At 37.3% G+C, this 17,342-nt stretch carries 15 protein-coding genes and 1 pseudogene; all 16 read right to left on the bottom strand.

All coding sequences use genetic code 11. The features are described from left to right. Positions 1 to 95: 95 nt before the first annotated feature. On the bottom strand, positions 96 to 995 hold the full coding sequence (locus ACKI61_RS07405) for an ATP-grasp fold amidoligase family protein (RefSeq protein WP_407457105.1): 900 nt from the start codon (positions 993 to 995) through the stop codon (positions 96 to 98). Beyond that, on the bottom strand, positions 992 to 2,113 hold the full coding sequence (locus ACKI61_RS07400) for a CapA family protein (protein WP_407457104.1): 1,122 nt from the start codon (positions 2,111 to 2,113) through the stop codon (positions 992 to 994). The genes ACKI61_RS07405 and ACKI61_RS07400 overlap by 4 nt, the downstream gene beginning before the upstream one ends. Next, positions 2,101 to 3,159 (bottom strand): glycosyltransferase family 4 protein, encoded by a 1,059-nt coding sequence (locus tag ACKI61_RS07395; RefSeq protein ID WP_407457103.1) that lies wholly within the window; start codon positions 3,157 to 3,159, stop codon positions 2,101 to 2,103. Before ACKI61_RS07395 ends, ACKI61_RS07400 begins: the two co-directional genes overlap by 13 nt. Beyond that, positions 3,156 to 4,319 carry a glycoside hydrolase family 26 protein gene (locus ACKI61_RS07390; protein WP_407457102.1) on the bottom strand — a complete coding sequence of 388 codons (1,164 nt, stop codon included), beginning with the start codon at positions 4,317 to 4,319 and terminating at the stop codon, positions 3,156 to 3,158. The genes ACKI61_RS07395 and ACKI61_RS07390 overlap by 4 nt, the downstream gene beginning before the upstream one ends. Beyond that, positions 4,316 to 5,479, bottom strand: coding sequence for a polysaccharide pyruvyl transferase family protein (locus ACKI61_RS07385; protein ID WP_407457101.1), 1,164 nt, complete (start codon positions 5,477 to 5,479; stop codon positions 4,316 to 4,318). Before ACKI61_RS07385 ends, ACKI61_RS07390 begins: the two co-directional genes overlap by 4 nt. 2 nt (positions 5,480 to 5,481) lie before the next feature. After that, positions 5,482 to 6,813, bottom strand: coding sequence for a Coenzyme F420 hydrogenase/dehydrogenase, beta subunit C-terminal domain (locus tag ACKI61_RS07380; protein WP_407457100.1), 1,332 nt, complete (start codon positions 6,811 to 6,813; stop codon positions 5,482 to 5,484). A 4-nt stretch (positions 6,814 to 6,817) separates the two neighbouring features. Then, entirely contained in the window at positions 6,818 to 7,831 is a 1,014-nt protein-coding gene (locus tag ACKI61_RS07375) for a glycosyltransferase family 2 protein (protein WP_407457099.1), read from the bottom strand. A 296-nt stretch (positions 7,832 to 8,127) separates the two neighbouring features. Further along, positions 8,128 to 8,550, bottom strand: a pseudogene (locus ACKI61_RS07370) (acyltransferase); the annotation flags it as partial. Then, positions 8,522 to 9,595, bottom strand: a complete 1,074-nt coding sequence (locus tag ACKI61_RS07365; RefSeq protein ID WP_407457098.1) for a hypothetical protein — start codon at positions 9,593 to 9,595, stop codon at positions 8,522 to 8,524. The pseudogene ACKI61_RS07370 and the gene ACKI61_RS07365, both read right to left, overlap by 29 nt. A 43-nt stretch (positions 9,596 to 9,638) precedes the next feature. Next, positions 9,639 to 10,814: an EpsG family protein gene (locus ACKI61_RS07360; protein ID WP_407457097.1), complete on the bottom strand. Its 1,176-nt coding sequence runs from the start codon at positions 10,812 to 10,814 to the stop codon at positions 9,639 to 9,641. A 31-nt stretch (positions 10,815 to 10,845) separates the two neighbouring features. Beyond that, entirely contained in the window at positions 10,846 to 12,081 is a 1,236-nt protein-coding gene (locus ACKI61_RS07355) for a CDP-glycerol glycerophosphotransferase family protein (RefSeq protein ID WP_407457096.1), read from the bottom strand. A 4-nt stretch (positions 12,082 to 12,085) separates the two neighbouring features. Further along, positions 12,086 to 12,517 carry an adenylyltransferase/cytidyltransferase family protein gene (locus ACKI61_RS07350; RefSeq protein ID WP_407457095.1) on the bottom strand — a complete coding sequence of 144 codons (432 nt, stop codon included), beginning with the start codon at positions 12,515 to 12,517 and terminating at the stop codon, positions 12,086 to 12,088. Positions 12,518 to 12,524: 7 nt separating this feature from the next. Continuing rightward, positions 12,525 to 13,505, bottom strand: a complete 981-nt coding sequence (locus ACKI61_RS07345; RefSeq protein ID WP_407457094.1) for a hypothetical protein — start codon at positions 13,503 to 13,505, stop codon at positions 12,525 to 12,527. Beyond that, positions 13,498 to 14,697, bottom strand: coding sequence for a Coenzyme F420 hydrogenase/dehydrogenase, beta subunit C-terminal domain (locus ACKI61_RS07340; RefSeq protein WP_407457093.1), 1,200 nt, complete (start codon positions 14,695 to 14,697; stop codon positions 13,498 to 13,500). The genes ACKI61_RS07345 and ACKI61_RS07340 overlap by 8 nt, the downstream gene beginning before the upstream one ends. A 3-nt stretch (positions 14,698 to 14,700) precedes the next feature. Further along, positions 14,701 to 15,798 (bottom strand): polysaccharide pyruvyl transferase family protein, encoded by a 1,098-nt coding sequence (locus ACKI61_RS07335; RefSeq protein ID WP_407457092.1) that lies wholly within the window; start codon positions 15,796 to 15,798, stop codon positions 14,701 to 14,703. Next, the gene (locus ACKI61_RS07330; protein WP_407457091.1) at positions 15,795 to 17,252 is read right to left on the bottom strand and encodes a lipopolysaccharide biosynthesis protein; all 1,458 of its coding nucleotides are present in this window, start codon (positions 17,250 to 17,252) and stop codon (positions 15,795 to 15,797) included. The genes ACKI61_RS07335 and ACKI61_RS07330 overlap by 4 nt, the downstream gene beginning before the upstream one ends. Positions 17,253 to 17,342: the final 90 nt, after the last annotated feature.

Below are 17,342 nucleotides of genomic sequence, written 5' to 3'. Positions count from 1 at the left end.
CCTAAAACATAACTTTTATTATACTAATGTCCAACAACTAGAAATAACGGCAATGATTCTTTTTCTTTTCATAGGTAAGATAATTATAGCATTTTTTATTTGTCAACAGGCAACACGGTCAAATCACCCATCCTATCTAGGAAGTCCTGTGTGTAGAAATCCATATAACCGGCCTGCGAGGTCATTGTAATCTCGCCAAAATAGATTTTTTCGCCACATACGTACATATCAATACGCGCAACAGGGATTCCCTTCCCTAACCGACTTACAGCTTCCATCAGTTTGTCAAAGCAAACAGGCTTAGGGATATGGTCCTTGGGCATCACGTAATGATTAGTCCACACAGACCATTCCGGATGGAAGTTCCAGTCCATATCATACATGGCGACATTCGCGTGGTATTGCTGACGGTTCCAGGTGCACCATGTAAACAGCGGTTTGCCATCAAAGACCCACACTTTGTAGTCAACCAAGGACGAAGAATTACATGGCTGCGTCGAAGCATCCAGCATCTGTTCCGCAATAATGCAGGGTTTAATCTTTGCATAGTGTAGCTCGCCAGACAAGACGCTCAACTTCTTCTTAAGCTGTTTTTCAAAATGCTTCTTGGTAGCCTCGACATCCAGTTTACTCTTGTCAGAACACACGATAACATCGCCGCTGCCATTATTGCACTTCATCACGAACTGGTTCGGCAAGGCATCCCAGTCAATCTCATCAACGGAATCCCATTTCCCAATTAAAGGTATAAGCGTGTCGCCTAGCCCACACTCTTTCACAAAATCACGGACTCTATACTTGTCCGCATATATCGGCCACATGGACGTGTCACCATAGAACTTCATCCAATTAATCTTTTCATTGATATCTTTCGGATGCTTGAAATTTGGCCATTTATGGCACTTGACCAAGAACTTCAGTTTAGAAGTCCTTAGCGGAGTTAGAATACGAAGTTTCGTCAAAAAGGTGACGATTATATTTGCAATTTTTTTCACTTGATGTTTTCCTTTTGCTTCAAAGCACGGAGAATTGCCCAGCGGTGACTTTCACATTGAATATTATTAAGAGCATGGACCTTATTGAAAAAGCCTCGCCCCATCAGGCCTTCCAAAAATCCTTTGATAAAATTTTTCTGCAAAATTCCAGTCACCATACCTCCCCTAGAGAACATTCCCATGTAATGGGGAAGAAGCTTTTTGACACCTTTGTCAACCTCATTTTTATACACTTCATCATTAGACAATGTGTCATTCATCCACTTCAGGTGCTCTGCAAATTCAGTCGAGTCATCATCGCTTATATATAGGTTCTTTGCATCAAATTTAATCGGACGGATTTGCATTTCAATATCGTGCGACTTAGAAACATCCAGAACACAACACAAACTTTCATACCAATGCGCCGGTACATTTTTCTCTTTCAAAGCTTCAAAACAGAAATTTCCTAAACTATAGCATATTGGCTTGTTGTTGTAAATTTCCCAACCCTGCGGGACATGCGGATGACTTGCAATTACAGCATCGGCCCCCAAATCAATCCACTGTCTATAGATATCCCGCCATTCGGGAAGCGGCATATCCATATACTCGACACCGCCATGGGGCATAACAATCAGCGCATCCACTTTATCACGGCTAACGGCAATCAATCTGTTAATGGCAGGGCTCATCGACCACGCACATCCACAGCCGCCCTTTTCAGTCAAGGTTCCAAATTCACACTGGGTACACGCAATGAAGCCAATCTTTTTATCGTCCTTCGTTTTAATTATCTTAAGACTATAGGCTTCTTCCCAAGTTCCGCAACCAACCGTGACAATCTTTTCAAATGCCTTTTGTGTGGAGGTCATTCCCTGTTCGCCAAAATCCATTGTATGGTTATTGGCCATAGACACAACATTGAAACCACGATCTATCAGCCAATTTGGAGCTTCAACGTGCTGGCAAATGTTTGGACCACTTTTTTTCAAGGGTGCTCCATTCGTTTTTATTGGAGCTTCAAAATTAGCCATCTTAACATCACTAGAATTGAGCAACAAGGTTAACTCGCTGCTCAAATTCAGGTGTTTCACCTGATTGACCTTAAAATCGCCAAACAATACTATTCTTGCCATAAGCCCATCTCTTTCATCGTTTGCGGAGTCAGCACGTTATCAACATCATACAATTTAGCATTTCTCTGGCAATTTTTCGCCATTTCAACCAAATCATACTTACGTTCTATACACTTCCTCATACATTCTTTTAGCGCAACAACATCGTGAACAGGAATAAACATCGCTGTTTTGCCATCCTGCATAAACTGTCTATTATGCGCCCAATCCGTAGCAATAAGCGGCAGGCCACATATAAAGGCATCCATAAAAATACCAGCAAAACCCTCGCCATTCCAATATGTCGGGAATAACATAACATCATATTCCGCGAGTTTATCGTAGCCTGCATTGTCGCGCAGATTCAGGAAGCCCTCATATTGCACATTTGACAAACTGGACAATTTTGCAGTAAAAACATCTTTAAACGAATCTGCCACCTTTCCGTAAAAATCAATAGAATATTCCTTTTCAAAGCCCTCATCATTTAAAATTCTCGCACTTTCCAATATGTAATCGCATCCCTTCTCGCACATAATTCTACTTAGAAAAACAAACTTTAATGAACGACTTTTTAAAGTCGCCAATCTATTGTCTATATTAGGAAAATATGGTATTGGTTTAAAATTCGGAAGAACCTTGACATTTTTTACTCCACACTGCGCCAGTTGCTCATTCATTATCGGACTTTCAACAATCGTCAAACCTATATAATCAATCACATCAGCAGCATACATCCCGTTAATGACCTGATTTCCTAGATTTCCACCAATCACCCAATGAATTGAGGGTTGCTTCCATTTAAATTTTTTCATCAATTTCATCATCGGATACACATTTACCGTACTTGTCGAAAAAATAAGTACATAACTCCGATGAAACAACATAAGGAAAGCCAACTTAAAAAACACCCATGGATGTTTTCGCCAATTTTTAAAATCGACCTGATGACAACGAACGCCAAAAGATTCCAGTTTTTGAATCATCAACTGGTTTTTCATTGTTTCACCACAATCAGCCGGTTTACCAGTATTTATCCAGCCGACAACAATTGCCTCTTTTTTCATAAACCCGTCTCAATTTTTAAAATATTCTTTTGATTTAAGAAAAATTTTCGATCTTCATATTGCGCTTCATTTTCAAACAAACCACTCGCCCACATTTGCACAAGTCCTAAATTCACCAACGAATCATTTAAAACAGGCAAAAGTCTATCCTTAAAGAAGGTTTCTGATGTTGGGCGATAACTATTAGAAGTCTCAAACAAAGCAGCAACCTTTCCATGTTCTTGCGCAATTTTTGTAACCATTCTAGCATACTTCACCTCCCGCTCCCTATATTTGGGTTTTGCAATTTTATAATCATCATATCCGATAATATCGACATATTCGTCCCCAGGATATCGTTCCATAAATTTTTCTTCTGAATCGAGATAACTATCCGGGCAATAAGCCCAAAGAATTTGGGCCCTGGGAGCATACCCCATAATTTTTTTACGTGTTAAGGCAAAAAAATTCTTATATTCACTTGGCGTCACAAAGCTTTTACCCCACCACATCCAGTTATCCTCCATTTCATGCCACAAGCGAAAAACAAATGGAATTGGTTTACCAGAATCATCAACAAATTCGTTGATAATATCAGCAACTTCCCTTGTTCTCGCATCGAACCATTCCGATGGGTTTGGGTAAACATTGGAAAAATCATCTTTAGATTTATAGCGTCCAAAACCACAAATTCCCCCAGACTTATTTAATATTTCGCCAATAACATATTTGTGTTCCGATGGGTATCCAAAAACATCAATACTATTCCGATATCTGCATCCCATAAACTTTCTAAAATCAGATGGCACATAAGGGTTTTCTAAGTGCCACGAAAAAGAGGGAATAGCTTTATTTTCACGCCACTGCGTTTTCACTACATCCACAATATTTTTACGTTTTACCGCCTTGTACGCCGAGTCAAAAAACATTCCAGAGGCATAGTAAAAGTCTAATCCATAAATATAAAGAGTCTCTTTCGTTTTTTCCCTGAACTTAGATGAATGAAAATTCGTATCATTTCTTATATCATAAAGAAGATATTGACTAAAATAAAAAACTTCTTCATTCTGCGCCTTAAGTAAATTCTCTCGAACAGTTTCGGCATCAACCCAATCATTCCACTGAGCAAAAGCCTCTTGGGAAAGCAAAAGAATCAAAATGAATAAGAAACGCCTTATCACGATAGAGACTCTTTCAAGAAAGCAATACTCTCTTGTCTTAGTTTTTTAAGTTTATTATCGATAGAATTCCAATCAATAGCGTTGTCTATTTTCGACACATCTCCTTGATACAACCGTTCCCGACTGACTCCAAGCACATTAAACAAAGAATCTATTCGAGAATTGCGACCAGTCGAGGATTCCTGCGCAAAACGATAAAAAGTCATAAACTGCTTGTGAAATTGAATGCTAAATGCAGAACAATGGAATGAATCCGTACATACATAAGATGCATTATGTATCAATCGCAAGAATCCATTCGGATCTACATCGTAGGGCGTTTCATCACCAAATTTTTCATCCTCTGGGACATATTCGTCCATATGGAGTAAGGCAACTATCTTATAGCCTGTTTTAGCCTTCAGCTCATTAGCCGCTTTTCGGGCATTCTGGTTCGGACCAAGAAAATAACAAAAAATGTACGGTTCTGACGGAGATATTTCTGATTCTGTAAAAATTTCTTGTCGCCATTCGTCTGCATTCAAAAGCATAGTCGGATCTGCCACAACCTGTGCTTTTTGACGGCTCAAAGAATCTACAATTTCTTTCCCTTTCTGCTCACGAACACCAATCTTATAGAATCGGTCTAAATACGAACCCGTAGCCTTCTGCTGAAATTGTGGTATAGAACTCACACCAAAACTAGAGCCATAAGCCACTTTTCTAATGGTGTCATCTACAAATAACAGATTGAAAAATTTGTTCGGCAAAGACATTGGCGTCCACACCTGATCGCTACCTACGACAACTGAGTCATAATTCTTAGAACCTTCATGCAATGATTCGTATCCAACATAATCCTTAAATAATGGCAAAAATTTTCGAGACTGATACTCTTCGACAGCTTTTATGCGAGTACGTATGTTAGCCGCATATTGGGGGTATTTTTTTTGCAGCCGTCTAGACATTAAACGCGCAACAATAATTTTAGATTCCCCACAACGAACAGCGTTCCACACAAAAGCAATCTTTTGAATAATCGAAAGACGCTTGACATAATTAATAACTTCAACCTGATAGCCAAGTTGCTGAATTTTTTTTAACAAGGCATAACCAACCAAGGCCGTTCCATAGTTGGTATGTCCCTTTCGGTAAGCAATGACACAGCCGATTTTTTTCATAATCAGTGAATATCAACCTTTCCTTTTAATAACGGAATCAAAAACCACAATTTTTTATGTCGACCAATAAATTGCTGAAACCGATTTTGCATATAATCAAAATAGTCCCGCAACATCGGCGGTCTCAAATAATCAACATCATATTTGGGGACACTTCCGCCTAAAAAGGAAACAATTTTTAAAAAAGCTCCATTTCTCCCCTTTTTCTTAAAAGACATTTTTTGCGAATCCGAGATTGTTTCAAAGGAAACTTCATCCAGCGTTATGTTTCCATTTTCTCTACATCGCTTTAGAAGGTCTAACCAGTCCCGTTTTCTAACAATTAAAGAATTTACACCAATCTTATCATCAGAATAGGGTTTAATGTGAATATCTCCAAAACTCACATCGGCAAGTTCTCCATAATGATCTATGCAGAACAAACAACGTCGAGGAATAAAAAAACTTTTTAGCGGATGGTAATAACTCTGAAATTCTTCCTTATAAACCTGTTCTCCATTCTCAACAAAACATTCGGCATACGGAGTAAAAGGTTTTAATATAGAGCCTTTCTGCAACACCTTCGCCTTCAACGAGCCCAAGCAACCTTCATCTCGATATTGGAAATATGTCAAACAGTCTCTATTAATTCCACGTTCTTTCAAAACATATTCTGTCAAATTAAATGTTCTTCCGCAAGAACAATACACAGCAAAAAGTCCCACAATCTTTTCCCGAAGGCGTTTGTCCATAGCCATCATCTTTCTAAAACCTTGAACATGGCAAGGCACACCAACAACTACATACCTTGTTCCCGGAGCATTTTTTATGTCTTGTACCGCATGATTCAACGTTACCGGCGCATATTTAGAACTTCTTGCAGCAATAACTTCATCTCTAGTAGTCGCTATGTAAGACGAAACCATCAACGCATTGTTATTATCAAATTTCGTGACAACAGCACCATCAATTAAATTATTTTCTAAGAGCCATATCAAAAACTGCGTTATCATCCCCCCAGAGGCAGAATGATAACGGATTTTCTCATCATTGCTATAGCCAGTAAAGCACTTCAAATATCGACCAACCATTTTATCTTCTTGTACGCCTTCATCTTTAAAATTTTCTTTAGCAAAACACAAAAGATTCACACCAACTCCAGGACATGAATCATAGCACCGATGGCAGCCCTTTGAATTATTACATTTTTTTTCATCAATTATCGGTCGAAACTCGCCGGATTTAGTAGCCTTTATTGTCAGTGCACCCGTCGGGCACGCCCCTTGACAAACGCCACAACCAGTACATAGATCCTGTCTGACGGTATATGAAACATTAGGATTTTTTTTCCACATCGCGCTACCCCACAAAGCCCGTTTGTTTGAAAAAAGAAAAAACCTTCATAATAGCCAATAATGAAACATATTTTCTTCTAACAATCAACCCTTTAACTATTCTTTTCATTTTAGACTTCGGCTTTGCGCTTAATACGATGTGACTAATTATTTCATTTTCAAAAATTTGACGAATATCCCACCCCTGGTTGGCACATCGCAACAAATTTGCAAAAATGCGAATTTCATAAAGGAATGTACAGAAATCAGCATCGGGAAAATCCATATTCCATGATTTATACAATTCTTTATATCCATTATATTGGAATACAATAACCTTATAATAATCCGCAGAGCTCCTCCCAGAACTATTTTCTAAAAGGACTCTATAATTATAGCCACTATAAGACAACAATCTCAAATTTTCAATATGGGCATAATAACGATAATTAAACACAACATCCTGCGAGCGTCTTAAATCAGGAAAATCTATTTTGTTGTTCCGAATAATCGACATTTTGTATAGTTTTTGAGTTGGAGAGCTAACGACTCCTTTCTGAAGCATATGAAAAAAAGCAAGGCGAACATCTTCCCGAGTGTTCAAAGAACAATCTTCAAAAAAAAATGGTTTTCGCTTTATAACCACGCCCTTATTATTGCATTTTACCTTTATTCTCTGAGTTGCGACCAAGTCATAGTCACCATCCTTTTGTCCAACTACTAATTTTTCAAGCAAGTCCTTTTCAATCCAATCATCCGGATCCACGAACATAACAAAATCACCTTTTGCCTTCGCAAGTCCAGCATTTCGTGCAGGGCCACTTCCCGCATTTTCCTGCCAATAAACTGCAAATTTTGAATGATTTTTACAGTATTCCGCAGCAATTTCATAAGATCCATCCGTGGCTCCATCTATAATTATCAGGACCTCATAATTTTGGTAGGTTTGCGAATTCACGCTTTCCAAACATTGCAACAAGAATGAAGCTACATTGTATGTTGGAAGAATAATACTAACCAGTGGCTCTTCTATATTCATCTAAAGTTCCTCATATAAAATTATTTTATACCGGCCGCATTCAAAAAATCGTCAAAGGAAGCAAAAATTGCTTTATGCGTTTTTTTGTAATCATCATAAAGAGGACCTAATTGATGTTTAAACGGCATTTCTGGATATGATTCCATCTGATTTCCACTAACAAAAAAAACAAAACTTTCTGGAAAATCTTTCGGAATAGGCCTACGATTAAACCTATTCTGAATATTTCGAGCATATTCAAAACTCTCTTCCAAGGCCCGCTCTTGACGCTTTTTGTAATAATCATCTAGAGAGCAAATAACCTTGGCAGGACAACCTACGGCAACAGAATTGGGGGGAATATCCTTTGTAACAACGCTTCCAAAACCAATAATACAATTGTCGCCTATGTGAACGCCTTTTAATATAGTCACATTTCTTGCAAAAACAATGTTATTTCCTATAGTAATTTCGCCATTAGAAGGCAGCCAATCACGATATTTTATACGGAACACCTTTGCCGTTTCATCATGAGCAATAATCGATGTGTTTATGTTAAAGTAGACATTCGAACCAATTGTAATCGACGCACATCTCGTAGAATCACAGCGAAAAGACTTCGGATCGCGAATAAAAGTTCCATTGCCAATTGCAATTCCCTTTGATTTTAAATATTTTATATACGATTTACTCGATCGTGTCACCCATACCCTAATCAATTTCTTTATTATTTTTTTCATCGAGAACCTCTTGAAAAAAAGTTGTTATAGTCCCGCCAATTTTTTCTGGCGACCAATACGCTTCTGCATATTTTTTGTTCGAAATTCCATGCCCATTTGAGACAAGGATTCGAGCCATTTCAATTGCATCAATCAGCGAAGCATCATCTCCCACTTTGAATACCGGATTATTCGTAGAAACCAACAAATCAGAAATATTTCCTATGTCAGGTCCAACAACAACTTTTCCTGCAGCAAAACCCATAGGCAAATTCCCTGAATTTAGGATATCCGGTCTTTGAATTAGGATGATGTCTGCCGCACAGAAATACATTTGCATTTCATCATCATTCAAAAACTTTGTCGTAAACTTAATTCCTTTTAATTTGTATTGAATAATCTTAACAAGATTGTTCAGACCTTTAAGGATGTTTTTTTGAATAATTTTTCCACGAAAATAGCTCGGCGCAACAATTTCGAATACACTATGATTCAACTTTTTTCTTAGAAAAACAAAAAGATTGCGTTCTTTTTCATTTCGAAATGCCCCAAAGCAAAGGATAACGCATTTAGATTTAGATAGTTTCAAATGACGTCTAGCGGATAAAGAGTCGTAAGAAAAAGAATAAAAATGGCTATATATGTGATGCGGAACGAGGAAATGCCTTGTTTTTGGATAGTCAGTCTGCATCTTTTTCAAGCTATAGCCACCCATATGAATCATCACATCGCAATTTTCATACACAATTTTGTATAACGCCAGCTCTATTGTTTTTGACGGATCATGCGGTTTTAAATTATGGCAATGCGCAGCAATTGTTATTCCCGCATCTTTCATTTCCCTTATTTTTTTTCTTAATTTTTCGCAGTCCTCATTCGAGGCTCCGTTGAACAGGAATTCAGGCCAATGAAAATAAACAACATCATACTGAAAAACTGATTCAGACCAAATGGTCTCAACCCCTATACCGACCTCATTCCCCGCATACTCTAAACCCCATGCCAATTCAGGAATAAATTTGTTTACGTAATGGTCAGTTTTTTTTACCGCAAGACAGATTCTCATATACGCTGTTCAAAAAAAAGTGGTTTAACTTTTATAAATTTGATTAAAAAATGTACTCTATAAAAACTCCGGCCAAAATCTGGGATTTCAACGAAAAAAAAGCACTATACAATCTATACATCAAAGCCAAGATACTGACAGCCTTAAGCCAATAAGGCATCGTATCCGATCTAAAATGTTTTAGTAGATAAAAAATCCATAAGCCAAAACAAATGTATTCAAAATACGTAAAATACATAAATGTTCTAGAAAAAATTTCATGGCACTCTCCAATCGGTCGTAGCAAAGCGCCAACAATACCTAATATGTAAATATAATATTCGGCCGTTTTTTTTCCGGTTTCATCATATAGTGCAGAATGTTTCAACAAGAAGGCTACTCCCAAAATAGTCACCACATCCAAAAAATAACCACTCAACATTTTCGACAACGATACTTGCCATTGAAAAGTATCCGCTAGCAAGGAATCTGCCGTATATCCTTTATTTGTAATAACATACATTGTAAAAAAAGTCCCCATAGACAGCAAAACATTTATCATCACATTCTTTAGAGTGACCGCGCCTAGATAACACAAAAGAATTTTTTTTAACGACGGTATTTTTTTTATTCTGTCCAAGAAAAAGAACGGGATGATAAAAATTAATACACTCGTATGAATCGATGCTGCAATGAGCGCCAGAATCAAATATTTTTTCTTTTTTCCCTCAAAAAGAAAAGCCACCGCAATAAAAAATAAAGACATCGCAAAATGCTGTCGAGAAAGATTCAGTACACGAAACCACGTGGAAGCAATAAAAAGAGGGAGTACTATGTGAATCGCCCTCCTATTCGACCTCAACAAAAAACATAGCGAAAACACCCAAAAAAAACTCTCTATAATAAGTAGAGTGTAAAAATCCCCCCCAGCCAATCCAATCAACCGATTTATAAAAAGATATCCAATTTCAGTTGTTTCTCGAAAAAGGCGACCTTCTTGAATATAATTAAATGTGTAAAAATACTGCATCCAATCATATCCATAATCATATCTAAACCCCACTAAAAAAGCGTATATAATGCAAGGTAACATCACGCTCCAATCTAGGAGCAGCGGCCTTTTCGGAACAGCAAATACATTTCCCGAAATATCCCGTCTATATTTGCTAAACACAGGAAACGCAAAAAAAACGAATAATATTGAGAAAAAAACCAGATATGTTAGCGAAGCATGATCCATACTAACTATTCTTTCACAAATTCATTTTATTTCACCGAAGCAACCCTATTGCATCAGCAATTTCTTTTGAATAACAATCACTTTCAAAGACTGCAACATTTCTCATCTTTTTCCGAGATTCCTTATATGGATCATTTGAATGAGCCACATCACACAAAAAAGCTTTAAGATCTCTCATTTCATACAAATGATGCCCTGGCATATAGCATCTAGGATCATCAAATACAAATCCTCTCTTTGTTCTGTACATTTCAAAATCATCTAAAGTAAAGCCGATGGGTTTATCCACAACCAAGTAATCAACACCCACTGAAGAATAATCCGTCAGCAATGCGTCTGTCAAAGCAAGAAACTCATACATTTGCACATCATTGCTCACAAAAAAATCATTATCTATCCGTTTAATATTCTTCAATCTAGAAAAATCAATGCCATAATCTTTTTGAAAAACATGCAATTTAACAAGCAACAGAATATTATGTTCGCCACATAATTCATCCACATTTAGCCAATCATCAACACATTTTATCAAAGGGAATTGCAAAATACTCCCACATTCATTATATTTTCCATTCTTGTCATTTCTAAAAGTCGGCATCCAAATAACAACCTTGTCAAAACCATCTTTAAACCGGGAAAAAAAACTTTCGACTTCAGGACTTTTTTTCAACAGCCAATCATAGCGCGGATATCCTTTCGCAATCAGCTTTTTCTCTGAAGTTTTCCAATATTTCGCCTTAGTCTTTATAAAAATAGGGCCCGCAACCAAAGCAGCATCAAAAAAATCCAATTTTGCATTAGGGGACGCATCCTTAAAACTACAACCATGCCATAATAATATTTTCTTTTGTTTCGGAGTCATCAACTGATCAACAATAGGGAACCCATGTGTACCAAAAAAATAATCAGTTTTTGCAAATACCCAGTATGTTTTCAATGTAAAATCATTAAAGTCATTCACGCTTGAGACAAATTTCACGTCTGATTCCGGATACTTCTTTTTAAAGATTTTCGGATTCGAGACACACCAATAAATTTCACAACAGCCCAAATAACCACTTTTAACAAGATAATCGGACAATGCTCTGCTGTTATCAGAATAATCTGGCGTACTATAGAAAACCAGAACTTGTTTACCATTCCTTTTCGTCAAAGGAACCAGTATTTTAAATAAAGCAAAAAGAAATCTTTTCAAACTTTTAAAAATTAGATTCATTCCAATCTTTGGCAAACTATACTTTTGTCGAAGATTTTTCATCGTCGTCATCGTCCTAATTTTCTTCAACTTTATCATTCTCTTTCGTTCTTAAAAGGGTCGAACTGACACCATCGGTATGCTTCAAATACACCACTTCTGCACCCAATGGTGCCAAATCTCTTTCCGTTTGCGCCCACCGGTCATTTCCTTTCCAATCATCGCCTATAAATATAGCATCAAAATGAATCTGTTCCCATATGGCCGTTTTTTTCAATGTATCGCAAACAATGATATCATCCACACAGCGAAGTTCCTTGACAATCTCCGCTCGGTTCGTTTCGTTTATAACTGGAGTCTTATTCTTGTACTGTTGCACAAGAGCATCCGAATTCACACCGACAACAAGCTTATCACACAGCGCCTTCGCGTTGCGGAGAAGGTTCAGGTGACCTATATGGAACATATCATATGTTCCCTGAGTGTAGCCTAATTTATATTTTTTCATACACGCATTAACCTAGAATAAAATCTACGAGATGTCTAGGAGAGAATTCGTCTTGATACCCGTAATTCACAGCAACATCTTCCTTCAGCCAGTTTACGTCTATCTCGGAGGGAGAATCAAACACCTTAACAAACTGCGGATTATAGAACGGGAAGTTCTTTACATTCGGATTGTTAGTCAACAGCTTTTTATTATAGCAAACGGCTTCGAAATATCTCAATGTGGCCCCGTTTTGTCCCTGCTGGCATATCTCGAGGATACATCTCGAATCATTAACCTTACTCAACACGTGTTCATACGGCAACCATCCACCGGAGAAATAGGAAATCCCATCTATTTTCCTTTTACATGGTTGGCCTCCAACTATCATCAAGTTGAAATCACAGTCTATTCCATTTTCTTCTAAAAAGGAATAAGTAGCATTAATCAATTCTTCGCGGCCGCCCTTCACACCACCAACAAAATGCACATCGTATTTAGGATTCGGTTGGTTTGCAAGCTCATGCTTTGAATAATACATAAATCCAGCATAAGCATATCCATACTTTTCAGCATCATGCTTGTCAAAAGTATATATATTATCCCAATTAAATTTTTTTATCTTGGGACGAACTTTTATCATTATTGGTGAATTAGCATCCATTGAATTTATGAAATAAAGCGAGACTTTCAAATTAGGATTTATTTGACGACATCTACGCAATTCATACAATTCAACCGTATTCAGAGCCCCATCAACAACAACCAAATGATCGACCATTTTTACTTTTTTATACAACTCACTATATTCGAACCAGCAACGATGCAAAGGCAAGCATTTTAATCGCCTGTGAAATTTGAAATAGATTCTAAAAAGGAACAACAGGAAACCATCTAATTTTTTCTTTCCCGCACACATCAACATCGCACGATCATCACTTAGAAGATCATTCCATAATCCCAAATGTTTATTCGTTTGAGGATAAAGAATAAGAATTTTATTAGACATGCCTACCTAAGATAATTTTCAGGAATTGTTTTACTTCTTTCTTTTTTCTTTTTTCAAAAGATTTTAACAAAAACATTCTCAATACCGATCTAATCGCTTTCACAAAGCCTTTCTTCTTGAGTTTTCGTTTGAACGATTCATGCAATGGATGCTTCGCAAAAGGTTCCATCAAGGAAGGGCGATATTGCAACCTTTCCTCGTATTCCCTTTCAACATTCATTAGTATCGGATCGAATGAAGCCGACACTTTAGAATAGAAAGTCTCCGCCTTTTCGTTATTTATCAAAACAACTGAAGCCTGCTTTACCTGATATTCGAAAGGCACATTCCGTCCAAGCCGTAAAAAATCACCAATTGTAATGTCACCAATTCTTTCTGGCCGAGCATAATTGCAGGTATAGCAGTTCTCCCTCATTGATACTCCCAGCACAAATCCTGCAAAATACGGCTGTTCATACCTTGGCTTATTGTAGACGCATTTCAGTTCCTTTGTCTTATCATCAGTTTGCCATAAGGTTAAACAATAATTATGGCCCTGATTATCCCTAAATCGAATTTCAGACAAAGATTCGATATGTTTTTTCTTTTTTATATGGTCAATTTCGTCTTCAAAGTACTTTGTCGGGCAACAGCCATGGCATATCAAATCAGCAGTAATAAGATTCGAATAATCTTTTTTCAAAAATTGCTTTAGGCCAGCAACCTGGCAGGGCGTTCCAACAAAAAGAACCAATCGTTCTTTTGACAAGAAGTCTTTGACTTTGCCAAACGTATCTTCACCAACAATGCTTTGCACATATTTCGAGCCCTTGAATAGGTCTATATCCTCTTTTTTCTCAATAAACCTAAAACGCGGAACGAAATTTTCATCATATGCCGTACCAAATACAATTCCGCCATTGTCTATAACATATTCAGCAAGAATTGAGGCTATTCCACCAGAAGCGCATTTTTCTCGTCGTTCATAATCCGTAAGCCATGAAGCATAGCATTTAATGGGTCGAGCAAAATCGAGCGTATTGTTGTTCGGGCACACTTTCTTGCACAGATTACAATGCAAACACTTAGAATCATCAACAACGGGATGGGTTTCGCAATACTCATCCTCGACCATTTTTATACATCCAGCAGGGCAAGCACTAACGCACGCAAAGCATCCGGTACATTTATTGTAATCGCATATATTATTCATGTTTTACCGTTCTATTGCGTTAATAAGATAATCCCACGATTTTTCACGATCGGCTTCAAGCACATTCTGAACACTTATATAATCAATTTTACCCGCCCATTCATCATGGTCAGACGAATATAGCCTAGATTGCAAACCATAATGATTCAGCAAGTCAAATATTCGAGAGTTCTGTGAATTTTTATCTTCATTTGAAAAGCGAAGAAACTCAATAAAATCAATAGAACTGTTTAAAGCGATGGCTGTAGCATGGAATGAATCCGTACATACGCATGTGGCATGCTGAATAAGATTTACAAAATCAAGCGGCCCGGCGTTATCTATTATAGTAGCACCATCAATATGAACTTTCAGAGGCAACCGATGAACCACCACGATAACGGAATCGAATTGCATCTTTTTCCGGATATCGTCCACCTGTTTGCTATAAAAATCATTTTCGCCAATGAAATAACATAGGAGATATTTTATTGATGATGGAGTCCTACTATCTTTACATAAATGCGACCATTCATCTTTAGTCAGCAAGAAAGTCGGATCGACGACCTGGACAATATCATTTCGTTTAGTCAATTCCCTTAAAACATCAACTGCTTTTTGTTCTCTGACAGAAATATGGCTGTAGGCAGAGAGCAAGTTTTTTACTTCATCTTGATACTCTATTGGAATGCTATTTATTCCGATGCTTGACGAATACGAAATCCTCTTTTTATTCTGAGCAAAAGAAAGAAACATATTCTTGTCAAAACGGTGAACCACATTCCAAATTTGATCACTCCCGGAAATAAAAACATCCGTTTCATTTACAATTCTATTGAGTTCTATTGCATTAGATGGACTTACAATTTTTTGACAATCTTTATGGAACCGTCTCATTTTTGACGGTTTGTCATTGGACATTTTATCAATAAGCCATCTTTTAACGATTCGTAAAGGAAACAGCAGTCCTTTCTTTTGCTTTGCATTTTTCTTCGAATAAACCAAATCCAAAAGATTTGTGCGGTAACCTTTATTCTCAAGAGCATATTGCAGAGCGAAAGACTGCAAAGATGTTCCATAATTAAGGGAGCCTATCCATGTGACAATAGCTATTTTTTTCATTTTTTCGCCCCCATAATCTTCTTTAAGAACATCTTTTTTACCGAAAGCCGTTCATTTGAAGAGCAACCTATAAACGCAACAACAACAAGCGCAATAACAAATTCCAAGACAATTTGAATCATTGAGAAAATAGTTGTTGAAGGAAGAACGAACGCAATAGCAATTGACAACGAGAACACGATTATCGTCACGAACAAAAGCTTAAATATCGCTTTACAGAATTCTTTCGGATTAATCGGGACCAATTTCTTTATCATATACAAGCTCACCCACACCACAACAAAAGCTATACCAATCGCGACAAACAGAACACTTTCTGCAGAAAATCCCATTTTTAAGCACACATAACTGATTGGCAGGTTAAGCAATTGTAGTCCGCCAATGACAATTTGATAATCTCTGATTTTTCCCGTAGCAGCCTGTGCTATAGACAATGGGTGAGAAATTGTCGTAATCATTGTAAAAATAAGAGTCAATTGGACAAATAGTACGCTATAATCTGGCACATTTTTCAACCATAGATTAAGCAGCGATGCGGCATTCATTATAATTGGCAGGGAGATCAAAAGAAACAAGTAGTATGAATACCTCATGCTCAGCAGCATAATCTTTATCATATCATCATATTTTTCTGCTGCATACAATTGGGTCATTTGCGGCTTTACTGCCGTCATAAAATTTTGCACAAATCCATCTACAGCATGCAACACCTGATTTGACACGGCCCTTGCGGCGTTTATTGCCGGGCCAAAAAACATATTTAGAAGAACATTTATACCTTGATTTCGTAGCACTCCAGAAGTTGAGCCGATAAAGCCCCAACCAGCATAACTAAAAAGTTGTTTAAACAAGACCTTGTCATGTACAAAGTGATATGTACATTCCTGATAATTTCTTTTACAGAAAAGCACATACATCAGCTGTATGACAACCTGTAGTGCACACAGAAGAATTGCATAATAAATCAATTTATCTATCGGCGATCCCGCTATCAAGAATGCAATAACTAATTTCGCAACACCTTCTACTATAGAAACAAAAGCAAACGTCTTCATGTTTTCATGCGCTATGATAGCCGCATTATATGGAACAGATACTAGATGCATACAGAACGTAATAAGCGATAGTTGAAAACAGTATTTAGCAGCAACAATACGTTCGACAGGAATGACCAACTTATTATTCAAAAACCATAACCCAACAGTTTCAGCCAACACAACAATAATCAAGCATAATATCAGCTGAATCGTTACCGTTGTCGAAAAAACTTTCTTTAGCGCTTCAGCATTCCCCCTACCCATTTCATAATTCAGAAATCTGCTAGCCGCTCCAGACAAAGATTTACTCACGATAGCAAACAACGCAACAAAACCGCCAACAGCATTATAGATACCAAAATCAACAACACCTAATGTTTGAAGTATTACTCGGCTCGTATAAAGCCCAATACCCATAATAAAAAACATTCTAAAATAAAGCATCAGAGTGTTTTTTACCACTCGTTTGCTATTTAGAGATATTTTATCATTCATGTTTTGAAACGC

It is taken from the genome of Fibrobacter sp., from assembly GCF_045601785.1.
Lineage (GTDB): Bacteria > Fibrobacterota > Fibrobacteria > Fibrobacterales > Fibrobacteraceae > Fibrobacter.
This window is presented reverse-complemented; position numbering and strand designations above follow the sequence as displayed.